9 protein-coding genes and 1 tRNA gene are annotated in these 13,673 nt (G+C 59.4%); 9 read left to right on the forward strand and 1 reads right to left on the reverse strand.

Annotated features, from left to right (window positions below; translation table 11 throughout):
• The first annotated feature begins 149 nt into the window (after positions 1-149).
• The 4 genes from CBB62_03575 (at position 150) to CBB62_03590 (ending at position 8,978) form a co-directional block, all read left to right on the forward strand.
• Positions 150-1,307 (forward strand): hypothetical protein, encoded by a 1,158-nt coding sequence (locus CBB62_03575; protein ID OUT41435.1) that lies wholly within the window; start codon positions 150-152, stop codon positions 1,305-1,307.
• Between the two features lie 203 nt (positions 1,308-1,510).
• Complete coding sequence (locus CBB62_03580) at positions 1,511-6,400, forward strand: NAD-glutamate dehydrogenase (protein ID OUT41436.1); 4,890 nt, start codon at positions 1,511-1,513, stop codon at positions 6,398-6,400.
• A gap of 35 nt (positions 6,401-6,435) precedes the next feature.
• Positions 6,436-7,722, forward strand: a complete 1,287-nt coding sequence (locus CBB62_03585) for an MFS transporter (protein OUT41437.1) — start codon at positions 6,436-6,438, stop codon at positions 7,720-7,722.
• Between the two features lie 80 nt (positions 7,723-7,802).
• Positions 7,803-8,978 (forward strand): hypothetical protein, encoded by a 1,176-nt coding sequence (locus CBB62_03590; protein ID OUT41438.1) that lies wholly within the window; start codon positions 7,803-7,805, stop codon positions 8,976-8,978.
• Here CBB62_03590 and CBB62_03595 read toward each other — a convergent pair.
• Complete coding sequence (locus CBB62_03595; protein ID OUT41439.1) at positions 8,975-9,976, reverse strand: complex I NDUFA9 subunit family protein; 1,002 nt, start codon at positions 9,974-9,976, stop codon at positions 8,975-8,977. The genes CBB62_03590 and CBB62_03595 overlap by 4 nt on opposite strands.
• A 150-nt stretch (positions 9,977-10,126) precedes the next feature.
• Here CBB62_03595 and CBB62_03600 point away from each other — a divergent pair.
• From CBB62_03600 to CBB62_03620, 5 genes are all read left to right on the forward strand, one after another.
• Positions 10,127-10,213 (forward strand) — tRNA-Leu (locus tag CBB62_03600).
• A 25-nt stretch (positions 10,214-10,238) separates the two neighbouring features.
• Positions 10,239-10,850 carry a ribonuclease D gene (locus tag CBB62_03605; protein ID OUT41440.1) on the forward strand — a complete coding sequence of 204 codons (612 nt, stop codon included), beginning with the start codon at positions 10,239-10,241 and terminating at the stop codon, positions 10,848-10,850.
• Positions 10,851-10,994: 144 nt separating this feature from the next.
• The gene (locus CBB62_03610; protein OUT41441.1) at positions 10,995-12,050 is read left to right on the forward strand and encodes a KpsF/GutQ family sugar-phosphate isomerase; all 1,056 of its coding nucleotides are present in this window, start codon (positions 10,995-10,997) and stop codon (positions 12,048-12,050) included.
• Between the two features lie 6 nt (positions 12,051-12,056).
• Positions 12,057-12,809 carry an LPS export ABC transporter periplasmic protein LptC gene (locus CBB62_03615; GenBank protein ID OUT41442.1) on the forward strand — a complete coding sequence of 251 codons (753 nt, stop codon included), beginning with the start codon at positions 12,057-12,059 and terminating at the stop codon, positions 12,807-12,809.
• Positions 12,806-13,648, forward strand: a complete 843-nt coding sequence (locus CBB62_03620) for a hypothetical protein (GenBank protein ID OUT41443.1) — start codon at positions 12,806-12,808, stop codon at positions 13,646-13,648. The genes CBB62_03615 and CBB62_03620 overlap by 4 nt, the downstream gene beginning before the upstream one ends.
• The last annotated feature ends 25 nt before the right edge of the window (positions 13,649-13,673 follow it).

Consider the following 13,673-nt stretch of genomic DNA (forward strand, 5'->3'; position numbering starts at 1 on the left):
TTGCTGACGCCGGTGTGCCCATGAGTTCGCATCTGCCATGGAAATCAGTCGACACGGCATATTTCTGATGTTTCCCGAATGCTTATCTACTAGGCTAGATTGTGCAGATACCCGTTTCCGGGTCTGACTCATACACAGGTTACCGCTTAATGGTCGTTTCCGCCCGCAACTCCAAAGGCTCCAGCCGCGCTGATAAATTTTTGCGTTATACGCTCGATTCAGGTTCCGCGCGGGTCTTCAACTGTCTGAAGATTTCCAACAAGATCAAGGCGGCGGCGGCAAAGGCACAGGCAGAGGGCGAGGATGTAAAACCCGAACTACTGTTCCGGTTTCAGGACCTCAATAACGTCATCTATATCAAGGAAGCAGCCGAGACCGAGCTGATGGCTCAACCAGGTCAGGTAACCTACCGCGTCAGCACCAAGCTGTATTTCCCCTATGACGAGCGGAATATCTACAGCGGCGGGCAGTCGATCTATTTCAATCAGGAAACCTTCCTCGATACCCTGCGTGAGCATATTGGCTGGGATGCCAATCTTAACCCCGATGATTATGCCGCTGATCTGAAAATTCTTGAGATCATCAACAGCATGCCGACCCTCGATCCGTTCCTTGTGCGGGACAAGATGGAGAAAGAGGGCATTGAATGCGATCCGGCCTATTTCGCCATTCAGCCAGAGGAATGGGCAGAAATTCAGCTGCATATCCGCACAAAGCTTGAGCCGATGATCCTGCTCGCCCTGCAGGGGCAGAAGGGTGGTCGCGATCAGGTGAAGAAATTTGTCGACAAGATCTGGCACGCCGATGATCTCTCCGATCTTGTCCCGCTGATTCAGGCTTTCCGTCTGCCGGTCGACAAGACCCACGAGATTTTCTACGCGTGGAAGGGCCTTGCTTATTACGAGTTCCAGTATGCCCGTAATCAGGACCGTATCCGTCGTCTCGCAGAATGGCTGGCGACAGCTGCCGAGCCGCTTGATTATGCCAAACCCGAGCAGAAACAGCTGTTGAAAGAGTACAAGCAGCTGATCAAGGACAAGATCAAGAAGGGCTGGTCCAAATCAGCCAAGATATTTGCCGAGTACAATAACTCGTATGACGAGCTGTTTGTCCGACAGGGCAGCCCTGTTCCTTTCGCCACCTTCATGGGGCAGGCGCCACAATATTTCTGGTCGCTGGGCGATGGGATCACCAAGCTGTATCAGTCTGTGGAAATCTGGGACAAATTGACCTGCCGGGCCCCAGGGCGTCGTCTGAAATCTGAGCCTTTGCTTGATCTCTACATGGTTCTCGACGATCTGCTCTGATCCGCCGGTGGTGTTTCAGCCACTGTATCAACAGGAAAACCGATCTTTTTACTGCGCCGCAGCACGTCCAATCGTTGAGATTGATGCGCCATGGGTGCATGTTGTGCCTGCCTGTCCACTACCCCCGGTCATGTCTCACGGATATAACGGGTTATTGCCGAGACACTCACCGGCCGGGGTTTCAAGCCTGAGAGAGTATTGCCATGTCGTCGCGTGATGATGGGTTGAAAACCGCGCTGCTGGATCGTGTCATTGATGTGCAGAAGGATCTGGTGGCGGAGGCAAGTCGTGACAGCATTGCCAGCTTTACCCGCCAGATTTATGCCCATGTGGCACCCGAGGATCTGGGCCGTCGCTCGGTTGCGCATCTTGCCCATGCTGCTCTGTCGCTCTGGGAGTTTTCTCAGAACCGCACGCCGGGCCAGCCGGGTATCCGCATCTTCAATCCCGATACCGATGAACAGGGCTGGAACGCCCATGGCACGCTGCTGCAGATCGTCAATGACGACATGCCGTTTCTGGTCGACAGCGTCACCGCTGCCCTGCAGCGTTTTGGTATTACTATCAAGCTGGTCGTACACCCGGTTCTGCGGGTCGAGCGCGATGAGGATGGCAAGCTGACCTCATTTGGCGCCGCCGCTGCAGACAGCGAGCCGGATGATGACGCGTCGAGCACCCCCGGTCTCGAATCCATTATGCATATCGAGGTCAGCCGCCTTGCCGACAAGGAGCGGCAATCAACCCTGCACCGCCGTCTCAAAACAGTACTGGATGATGTGCGCTCCGCCGTGCGCGACTGGGCGGCGATGCGGGACAAATGCCGGAGCCAGGCAACGGCCCTGCAAGCCAAGGCGGACAAGACCAGCGGCGATGAGCATGATGCGATTGCCGAGGCTGTGGCCTTCCTGCAATGGGTTGGCGATGATCACTTCACCTTCCTCGGCTATCGCCATTACCGGTTTTCCGGCGAGGGCGATGATCTGAGCCTTGAGATCGAGCATGATGACGGTCTTGGTATCCTCGTCGATCAGGCCTATTCGGTTTTCGACGGGTTGCGGAACTTCCAGCAACTGCCGGTCAGCGCACAGGATCTGTTCCTGCGCCAGAGCCCGCTGTTCCTGACCAAATCCAACCGCCCGGCGACGGTACACCGTGCCGTACCCATGGATGCGATCATCCTGCGCGAGCATGATGAGAACGGCAAGGCGATTGGCGAACACCTGTTCCTCGGCCTGTTCACCTCCATCGCCTACAGCCGCAGCGCCCGCGATATTCCCTATCTCCGTACCAAGGTCCAGCGCGCCATCTCTGCCGCCGGACTACCGGAGCAGAGCCATACCGGCAAGGCCCTTGCCCATATCCTCGATACCTATCCGCGTGACGAGCTGTTCCAGATGACGGAGCAGGAGCTGCTGGATATCTCCACCGGCGTTCTGCACCTGACCGAGCGGCCGCGGGTCGCCCTGTTCGTCCGCCGCGATCCGTTTGACCGTTTTGTCTCGTGCATGGTCTATGTGCCGCGCGACCGTTACGACACCAATCTGCGCCAGCGCATGCAGCGTCTGCTGGAAAATGAGATGTCGGCGGAAGTCTCCAGCTTCTATGTCACACTCGACGCCACGATGCTGGCGCGTATCCAGTTTATCATGACCCCGCAAGGCGATGTCGACGGCTATGATATCGAGGAGATCGAGCGCAAGCTGGCCGACGCCGCGCGCCTGTGGGAGGATCGCCTCTCCGACGCCCTGATCGAAGCCCATGGCGAGGATCAGGCCGAGGCGCTGCTCGACCAGTTCGGCAGCAGTTTCCCCGCCGGGTATCGCGAGCGCGAAACCGCCCGTCAGGCAATCATCGATATTGCCCGTCTGCAGGCCTTACTGCATGGCAACGAGCTGGGCATGCTGCTCTACCGTCCGGTTGAGGGGGAGGCCAAGCAACTGCATTTCCGCCTGTTCCACCCGAAAAAGGCGCTGCCTTTGTCGCGGGTTCTGCCAACCCTTGAGAATCTCGGGCTGCAGGTATTGACCGAGCGGCCATATGAGCTGCGCCCGAACGGTTATGAGGGCAGCGTCTGGCTGCATGATTTCGAGGCGCGTCTCGCCACCGATCTCAACGGTGATTTGGAAGATGCCAAGGACCGGTTCCACGATGCCTTCGCCAAGGTCTGGAGCGGGCAGGCCGAGAATGACAGTCTCAACCGGCTGATCCTGTCCGCCGGTCTCAGTTGGCGTGAGGTTTCGCTGCTGCGGGCCTATTGTCGCTATTTGCGTCAGATTCAATTCCCGCTCGGTCCTGAGGCGCTTGCCGATATTCTGGTCTCACAACCGAAGATTACGAGACGGCTGGTACAGCTGTTCCATGCCATGCATGATCCGAAGGCCAGCGACAGCCATGCCGATCGCGACAGCAAGGTTGGCGGTCATGTGGTGGCGCTTGATCATGATCTGGAAAATGTCAGCAGCCTTGATGATGACCGGGCGCTCCGTGCCCTGATCAGTCTGGTGCGTGAGACGCTGCGGACCAATTTCTATCAGCAGGACATGGATGGCAAGCACCGGCCATGGATTGCCTTCAAGCTAAATTCGGAGGCCATTGACGAACTGCCGCTGCCACGTCCGAAGCGGGAGATTTTTGTCTACAGCCCGCGGGTTGAGGGCGTGCATCTGCGCGGTGGTCTGGTTGCCCGTGGCGGTATTCGCTGGTCGGACCGCCGGGATGATTTCCGCACCGAGATTCTGGGGCTGATGAAGGCTCAGATGGTCAAGAACGCGGTCATCGTGCCGGTCGGGGCCAAGGGCGGATTTGTGCTCAAACAGCCGCCAGTGGGCGGCGAGCGGGATGCGCTGCAGGCCGAGGGCGTTGCCTGCTACAAGATATTCATCCGCGCATTGCTCGAGATCACCGACAATATCGTCGATGGCGGTGTCGTACCGCCGGAACAGATCATCCGCTATGACGGTGATGATCCGTATATGGTGGTGGCTGCCGACAAGGGCACAGCGACGTTCTCCGACACGGCCAATGCGCTGTCGACCGAATACGGCTTCTGGCTCGATGACGCCTTCGCTTCCGGTGGCTCAGCCGGTTACGACCACAAGGGCATGGGCATTACCGCCAAGGGTGCCTGGGAAGGCGTCAAGCGCCACTTCCGGGAGATGGGCAAGGATATCCAGTCCGAGCCGTTCACCTGTGTCGGTGTCGGCGATATGTCCGGTGACGTGTTCGGCAATGGCATGCTGTTGAGCGAGCAGACCAAACTGCTCGCCGCCTTCAACCATCTGCATATCTTCGTCGATCCCGATCCTGACCCTGCCGTCAGCCATGCCGAGCGCAAACGTCTGTTCGAGATGCCGCGCAGTGCCTGGAGCGATTATGATCCGGCCAAGCTGTCCAAAGGCGGCATGGTGTTCGAGCGCAGTGCCAAATCCCTGTCCCTGACGCCGGAAATCCGCGAGGCGCTGTCCATCGACCGGGAACGGGTAACGCCTAACGAGCTGATGGAAGCCATCCTGCGCGCCCATGTAGAGCTGCTCTGGTTCGGTGGTATCGGTACCTATATCAAGGGCGATACCGAGAGCCATGGGGAAGTCGGCGACAAGGCCAATGACTATATCCGCATCAATGGCCGCGATGTCCGGGCCAAGGTGGTCGGCGAGGGCGCCAATCTCGGTGTGACCCAGGCCGGTCGTATCGAGGCCGCGGAATTCGGTGTGCGCCTCAATACCGACTTTATCGACAACTCCGCCGGGGTTGATTGCTCGGATCACGAGGTCAATATCAAGATCCTGCTCGCCGGTGTTGCGGCGGCGGGTGAGCTTGAGCGTAAGGATCGTGATGCGCTGCTGGTCGAAATGACCGACGAGGTCGGCGAATTGGTGCTGGCCGATAACTACCTGCAGACACAGGCCATTTCCGCAGCGCTGGCAGAAGCGCCGAAACGGTTCGAGGATCATGCCCGCCTGATGCGGCAGCTTGAACGCGATGGCGTTCTGAACCGCGAGATCGAGGGCTTGCCGAACGAGGAAGCGGTGGCCGATCGCCAGCGTGACGGTCGCGGCATGACCCGGCCGGAATTCTCTGTCCTGCTCGCCTATAGCAAGATCAAGCTCTATGACGATCTGCTGGCGAGTGATCTGCCGGATGACGAATACCTTGCCAGCAGTCTGGTGAAATACTTCCCGCGCGCGCTGCGCAAGCGTTACCGGGAATACATCATGAACCACCAGCTGCGGCGGGAAATCATCGCTACTGTGATGGCCAATTCCATCGTCAACCGTGCCGGCCCGGTCTTTGCCAAGGACCTGACCGACAAAACCGGCATGGGAGCGGCGGAAATCACCCGTGCCTATGCTGTTGTGCGTGAATGTTTCGGTCTGATCCCGCTCTGGGGGCAAATTCAGTCCGGTGATAACAAGATAGAGGCGGCAATCCAGCTCGATATGATGCGCTGGACCATCCGCCTGCTGGAACGCTGCAGTGCCTGGTTCCTCAATAACCTGCCACAGCCGATTGATATTGCCGAGACGGTCGAGCGCTTCAAACAGCCGCTGCAGCAGGCGATTGCCAGCCTTGAAACCATGGTGCCGGAGCCGGAGCGTGAGGGCATTGCCCAGCGTTGCGATACCTATATCAAGGCGGGGGCCGAGGCTGATCTGGCCATGCGGATTGCCCGTCTGCCGGTACTCTTCGGTGCCTGTGATATTGCCCGGACTGCGGAAATGGCAGAGGTACCGGTACCGGTTGCGGCCAAGGCCTATACCGAAATTTCCGACTATTTCAGCATTTCCTGGCTGCATATGAAGGCGGTTGATCTGCCGCGCACCACCCATTGGCGCAAACAGGCGGTGATTGCGATCATTGATGATCTCTATGCCATCCGCTCGCGGCTTGCCTATGAGGTGCTGCGGTCGGTTGATGGCAAATATGATCCGGATGGCAGCAACACGGCCCTGATCGAGAACTGGTGCGAGGGTCGTTCCCAGCAGGTTGGTCGCCTCATGCGGCTGATTACGGAGTTCCGCTCGGCAGCCGAGGTTGATCTGTCCATGCTGGCCATTGCCAACCGTCAGTTGCGGACATTGACTGAAGTCTGATCGGCAGCCGAACCGAAAACAAAAAGGGCCGGACCATGACCGGAACTGCACATCGACGGTCATCGATCGTGGGCTGGTGCCTGTATGACTGGGCCAATTCCGCCTATAGCACGGTGATGTTGACCTTTGTTTTCAGCGTCTATTTCGCCAAGGGCGTTGTTGGCGATGAGGCGGAAGGTTCCGGCATGTGGGGCTTTGCCATTGGGGCTGCCGGTCTCGCTGTTGCCCTGCTGGCACCAATACTCGGTGCCATTGCCGATCATGCTGGACCGCGCAAACCGTGGATTGGCGCGCTTACCCTGATCGCTGTACTGGCCACGGCAGGGCTATGGTTTGCCGAGCCGGACCGGGCGTTTATCCCGCTAGTCATAACCCTTGTCGTGATTTCGAGTATAACGTTCGAGATCGGGCAGGTATTCTACAACGCCATGCTGCCGACCGTGGCGCCACGTCATATGCTGGGGCGCATGTCCGGCTGGGGCTGGGGCATCGGCTATATCGGCGGGCTGGCCTGTCTGGCGCTGGCGCTGGCCTTGCTGATCAAGCCCGATCCGGCGCTATTCGGCCTCGACCGGGGCAATCAGGAGCATGTACGGGCAACGGCCATTCTTGTGGCTCTGTGGTACGGGTTGTTTTCCGTGCCCCTGTTTCTCTGGACCGATGACAAGCCATGGGGCGAGAGCAGACCGCTTGGTGCCGCCATCGCCGCCGGATTGAAACAGCTGAAGCATTCTCTGCGCTCCCTGCCGGGCAAGCCGACGCTCATGCGCTTCCTGATCGCCTCGGCGCTGTATCGGGATGGCCTTGGTACCCTGTTTGCCGTTGGCGGGCTTTATGCGGCTGGCAGCTTCGGCATGGACTTCGATGAAATCCTGATTTTTGCCATTGGCCTTAACCTCACCGCCGGGATTGGTGCCATTGCCTTCTCATGGGTTGATGACCGGGTTGGGGCCAAGCCGACAATCCTGATTTCCCTTGCCGGGTTGATCGGTTTCAGTACGACAATCCTGTTCATTACCGACAAGACGCTGTTTATCGGCCTGGCGCTAGCGCTCGGCATCTTTGTTGGTCCGACGCAATCGGCCAGCCGGTCCCTGCTGGCCCGGATCAGCCCACCGGAGCTGACAACCGAGATGTTTGGCCTCTATGCCCTGACCGGTAAATCCATTGCGTTTCTGGGGCCGATCCTGTTCGGTTGGGTGACCCTGTGGACCGACAGCCAGCGCTGGGGACTGGCAACGGTTATCTGCTTCTTTCTGGCTGGTGCCCTGATCCTGCTGACGGTTCGCCCGACGACTGCCGGTGATGATCCATCCCCGTAATCTTTTGCCGGATGCTTGCGCCCTGCCGGGCTAATCGTTATCGAAACAGCAGTATCAAACCGATTTGGTGAGTTTTGCCCATGTCCAGTCAGCCATCCGATCAGCAAAGCCAGGCAGATACGCCGCAATCACCGCGCGACCTGTTCCATAAAGCTGTGGCGATGGAGCAGGAAGGCAACATCGATGGGGCCACCGCCTATTACCGGTTCTGCATCGCCGTTGATCCAACCCAGGCGCAGGCGCTGTTCCGCCTCGGCAATCTGTTGGTCAATCAGGGCAAGGCACGCGAAAGCCTGCCCTATTTCAAGGTTCTGACCCTGCTCAACCCGGAATATGTCCCGGCGCGGATCAACTTCGCCATCGCCTACAAAAAGCTGGGCAAGCTGACCGAGGCGCTCGAGCAGTTACAGGCAGGCAGCGAGTATGAACCTGATCATCTGACCATCTGGCAGCAACTGGCCGATGGCTATCGTACCGCAGGACAGCTAGAAGAAGCGCTCGCCGCCTATCAGAAATGGGTAAGTCTGGCCCCTGATGATGCCAAGGCGATCCATATGGTCGATGCCCTGAAGGCGAAACTCGATGGCGATTACAAGGCACCGGAGCGGGCTTCTGACGCCTATGTGGCGTCCTATTTTGACCAGTATGCCAAGAGCTTCGACAGCCATACCGCCAGCGTCTTGCGCTATCAGGTGCCGCTGATGCTGAAAAATCTGGCCGAGCGGTCAGGGCTGATGGGAGGCGAGAACCTCTCGGTTCTCGATCTCGGTTGCGGTACCGGCCAGTGCGGTGCCTTCATGGCACCTGTCGCGGCAAGGCTCGACGGTATTGACCTGTCACCGGCAATGCTCGCCGAAGCGCGCAAGAAGAATATCTATACCGGACTGATGCAAGGTGATCTTGTCACCGAAATGCAGAAGCTCAACGCCCATGACTATCATGTGGTCATTGCCGGTGATGTCTTCTGCTATATCGGTGATCTGGCTGCGATTTTCGAGCAGGTTGACCGCCTGCTCGGCCCCGGTGGGGTGTTTTTGTTCACCTCGGAAGCGCTGACCTATAACGAGCAGGACGCCGGGCACAGCGATTATGTGCTGCGCGACAGCGGGCGTTATGCCCAGCACCGCCATTACCTTGAAGGGCTGGCGGAAAAGCACGGGTTTGAGGCCGAGTTTTTCGGGCAGGAAACCATCCGGCTCGAATACGGCAAGCCGCTTGCCGGATGGGTTGTGGTGCTGCGTAAGTCGGGCGACTAGGCCGCGACGCCGCGGCTTTCGGTGGCGCTGGCGCTTTTCGGGTCGCCCTTGCCGGCAAAGCGCCCGCCCTTCCGGAACCGGTAGAGATAGCGCGGGGCAATCGCTTCCATTGTGGTCGGTTCGATACCGAGATCGCCAAGGCGCTTGGCGCTGTCACTGACGATATTATCGGATTTCAGCAGGGTTACCTGATCACGGGTCAGGATCTGGCCCGGCAGTTTCTCAAGGAACGCAGCCTTGAAGCTGGCGAGGCAGAACGGCACGTTGACCAGCTTGCGGTCACGACCGGTAACCTCATTGATGTATTCGAGGATCTGCTTGAACGTATAGCGACGGGGGCCGCCGAGTTCATAAATCTGGCCGCGTGCGTCCTTCGAGGCTAGGGCCACATGAATGGCTTCTGCCACATCGGCGACATAGACCGGCTGGAACCGTGACTGGCCACCGCCGATGAGCGGCAATACCGGTGACAGCATGCACATCTCGCCGAACCGGTTGAGGAAGTCGTCTTCCGGGCCGAACACCACGCTCGGGCGCATGATGGTTGCCTGCGGGAAGTTCTTCAGCAGGTTCTCTTCACCCTCGGCCTTGCTGCGGGCATAGGCGGATGCGGATGATTTGTCGGCACCGATAGCCGAGACATGGACCAGCGACTTGACCCCGGCCTTGGTACAGGCAGCGGCGATCCGGCCCGGCAGCTCGGCGTGCAGGGCGCTGAATTTCTGTTTCCGGTTCTCGGCCAGAATCCCGACCAGATTGATGACCCAGTCGGCACCATCGACCACACGCTCGATCGCGGCATCGTTTTTCAGGCTCATGCGCACCGGGACCACCTGACCGACAACGCCACTGACGCGCAGCCGGTTTGCTTCTGCCGCGTGACGGGTTGGAACCCGGACGGAATAGCCATCACGGGCGAGGCGCTGTACCAGATAGCGTCCGATAAAACCTGTTCCGCCGAATACGGTTGCGACCTTGCCGGGTTGGTTCAATGTCATGGGATGCAATGCCTTGAAATGAGTGCTGGGAAATGGGTGCTCGAATGGTTGGATATCCTGCTCAGATAGCAGTGAATAATTAAAAACGCCATATAAGCGCGACAATAAATTGACAAGTGCCTCCGAGGGAATTAGATCATGGCCCGCCCTGCCCAGGTGGCGGAATTGGTAGACGCGCAGGTTTCAGGTACCTGTGGCTTAACGGCCGTGGAAGTTCGAGTCTTCTCCTGGGCACCATTTCTTTCAAGAAATATCATCCTCGATGGCTATCTATCTGCACGACCATGACCTGCCGGAAAGCTTCGACCCCGGCACGGCGGTCGCCATCGATTGCGAGACCATGGGGCTGCTCCCGGCCCGCGACCGGCTTTGTCTGGTACAGGTGTCTGCCGGTGACGGCGACGCCCATCTGGTCAAGATCGCCAAGGATGTGCAACCGGCACCGCGCCTCTCGGCAATTTTGACCGATCCCAAGATTACCAAGCTGTATCATTACGGGCGTTTCGACATTGCCGTGATGTATTACACCTTCGGGGCGATGAGCGCGCCGAACTACTGCACCAAGATCGCTTCCCGCCTGATCCGCACCTATACCGACCGCCATTCGCTCAAGGAGCTGTGCCGGGAAGTGCTCGGCATCAGTCTGTCGAAAGAGCAGCAAAGTTCCGATTGGGGCGGCGACTCGCTGAGCGAAGATCAGCAGCATTACGCTGCGTCCGACGTTCTGTACCTGCACCAGCTCAAGGCCGAACTGGACCGTCGACTGGAGCGTGAGGGCCGTATGGCCATGGCGCAGTCATGCTTTGATTTCCTGCCAACCCGCTGTCAGCTTGATCTGGCAGGCTGGCCGGAAACGGATATTTTCTCGCACTAGAAACAGCTTGAAATCCGGTGCCCTCGCACCCATTTCAGGCCCTCGCTTGACGCATTGGTGAGCTTGGCTGCATACTGCGTTGGCATAATTTCTGCATGAAAATAATCAGGGACCACCCATTTCGTGACCGGAACTACCGCTACCGTGGCCAAAACGGTCGATGCCAACTCTGCATCGGGCACGACTGCCCCCACTGCTGACAAGCCTGTTGATGTGAAGGAAGTCGGTCGTCGGGTTCTGGCACTTGAAGCCGATGGTCTCAACGCCCTTGCCGCCAGCCTTGATGACAGTTTTGTCCGTGCCGTCGATCTGATTTTCGTCACCACCGGCGGGGCCGATTACAAGCCTGCCGACGGTGCGCCGCCGACCGGTCGCGTGGTTGTCACCGGTATTGGCAAGAGTGGTCATGTGGGCCGCAAAATCGCCGCCACGCTTGCCTCCACCGGCACGCCTGCGATGTTCGTGCACCCGGCAGAGGCGGTGCATGGCGATCTCGGCATGATTACCCGCAATGATGTGGTGCTGGCGATTTCCTATTCCGGTCGTATGGCCGAGCTTGCTGCTCTCGCTCCCTATGCCAAGCGGTTCAGTATCCCGATGATCGGCATTACCCGCGATATTGCCTCGCCGCTCGGTGAGCAGTCGGATATTGCCCTGCTGCTGCCCAAGGTGGATGAGGCCTGCCCGCTGCATCTGGCGCCCACCACCTCGACCACGATGACGCTGGCGCTCGGCGATGCGCTGGCCATGGCGCTGCTTGAGAAGCGCGGCTTCTCGGCTGACGAATTCCGTATTTTCCATCCGGGCGGTGCACTGGGCCAGAAGCTGCTCCGCGTCCACGATCTGATGCACAAGGGCGATGCCCTGCCGCTGGTCGGTGCCGATACCTCAATGGGTGACACGCTGGTCTGTATCAGCGAAAAGAGCTTCGGCTGTGCCGGCGTAGTGGATGGCGATGGCCGTTTGCTCGGCATCGTGACCGATGGTGACCTGCGGCGCCATATGTCGCCCGATCTGCTGACCACGCCGACCGGCGAGATCATGACCGCATCACCGAAAACCATCCGTCCGACCGCTCTGGCGGCGGAGGCGGTGGCGATCATGAACGAGAAATCGATCACCAGCCTGTTTGTTGTTGAGGATGAGCGACCTGTCGGCCTCATCCATATCCATGATCTGTTGCGCGCCGGGGTTGCCTGATAACCCATGAGCGACCAACGCCCCCCACATGATGACTGGCAGAGTGGCCCGGCAAGACCGGCCTATCTGTCTGCGCCTGCAGAACAGTCGAGCGCGGATGACGGGCAAGGCTATCGCAGTGTCGGTGCCGCCGGGCAGTCGAGTGACTGGTACCGCCGCCGGGAAACCGCGCGGATCAATCCGCGCCGGTCACGCATCATTCGCGGTCTGCGGATCATTGTGCCGTCACTGGCGGCTGTCCTGCTGGTTGGTACCCTGATCTGGCCGCTGCTCAATGCTGGCAGCGACGGTTTGCGCCGCCTCGGACGTGGTGAGAGCGCCATGCTCAATGCCCGGTTCGAGGGCTATGACGATGCCGATCGGCTGGTCTCCATCACGGCGGATCAGGTCACCCGTTCGCAAGGGGCCAACAACCTGATCGACCTGACCCAGCCACTCGCCGATGTCACCTATGATGACGGCACGCAGGTGGCCATTCGCGCCAATGCCGGGCGCTATGATGAAGACAGTCAGCAACTGCTGCTGCAGGGCGATGTGAACATGTTCCAGCCCGATGGTTTCGAGTTCACCACCTCTGCACTGCAGGTGGATACGGCAGCACGGGCCGCATGGTCCGACAAGCCGGTCACCGGTACCGGACCGGGCGGCACCATTGCCGGCAGCGGTGTGCGAATTTTCGAGAATGGTCGCTATCTGGTGTTCCCCGGACGTGGTCGCCTGACGCTGCGCAGTCTGGCCGGTGACGGAGGTGCCTCGTGAGCCGTATCCTGTCTGCCCCGCTGCTTGTGCTGATGGTCGCCCTGTTTTCTGGCGGGTTATCTCTGTCGTCGGTACAAGCACAGCAACCGGCGCTGACCCTTGGCGATGAGAGCGGTGGGCCGCTGGAGATCGAGGCGGAAAACGGCCTTGAATGGCAGCGCGATGCCCAGGCCTATGTGGCGCGCGGCAATGCGGTTGCCTCCCGCGATGGCCTGACCGTCGCTGCCGATGTGCTGATTGCCTATTACCGCGATACGGCTGCAGGCGGGACCGAAATCTATCGGCTTGATGCCAAGGGCAAGGTAAGGCTGATTTCCGCCGACGCCACTGTGACCGGTGATCAGGCGGTTTATGATGTAGCACAACAGGTGGCGGTGATTACCGGCAAGGATCTGGCGCTGACCACCGCGACCGACCGGATTACCGCGAAGAAGAGCCTCGAGTTCTGGCAGGCGCGGCAACTCGCCGTGGCGCGTGGTGATGCCACCGCCAGCCGGGAAGAGAACGAGTTGCGCTCCGATGTTCTGATGGCCCGGTTTGCCGAGGATGCGGCGGGCGAGATGGTCATGCGGGTGGTTGATGCCACCGGCGGGGTCGTGATCGAGACACCGACCGAGCTGGTGCGCGGCAGTCAGGGGCGTTTTGACGTCAAGGCCAATGTGGCGACTCTGACCGGCGATGTGCGCCTGACCCGTGGCTCCACCCAGCTCAATGGTGATCGGGCGGAAGTGAATATGGATACGGGCGTATCGCGCCTGTTCACCACCAAGGACGGACAGCGCCGGGTGCGCGGGGTGATTACACCGGACGATGTATCGGGTGAAGAGGGCGAGGGGTAATGGTTTTACGACGACGCAAGATACG

It is taken from the genome of Micavibrio sp. TMED2 (genome assembly GCA_002168225.1).
GTDB lineage: Bacteria > Pseudomonadota > Alphaproteobacteria > TMED2 > TMED2 > TMED2.

What these genes read in the sequence shown, in the direction of transcription:
- CBB62_03575 (OUT41435.1), top strand. Translation starts at nt 150, where the DNA reads ATGGTCGTTTCCGCCCGCAACTCCAAAGGCTCCAGCCGCGCTGATAAA.
- CBB62_03580 (OUT41436.1), top strand. Translation starts at nt 1,511, where the DNA reads ATGTCGTCGCGTGATGATGGGTTGAAAACCGCGCTGCTGGATCGTGTC.
- CBB62_03585 (OUT41437.1), top strand. Translation starts at nt 6,436, where the DNA reads ATGACCGGAACTGCACATCGACGGTCATCGATCGTGGGCTGGTGCCTG.
- CBB62_03590 (OUT41438.1), top strand. Translation starts at nt 7,803, where the DNA reads ATGTCCAGTCAGCCATCCGATCAGCAAAGCCAGGCAGATACGCCGCAA.
- CBB62_03595 (OUT41439.1), bottom strand. Translation starts at nt 9,976, where the DNA reads ATGACATTGAACCAACCCGGCAAGGTCGCAACCGTATTCGGCGGAACA.
- CBB62_03605 (OUT41440.1), top strand. Translation starts at nt 10,239, where the DNA reads ATGGCTATCTATCTGCACGACCATGACCTGCCGGAAAGCTTCGACCCC.
- CBB62_03615 (OUT41442.1), top strand. Translation starts at nt 12,057, where the DNA reads ATGAGCGACCAACGCCCCCCACATGATGACTGGCAGAGTGGCCCGGCA.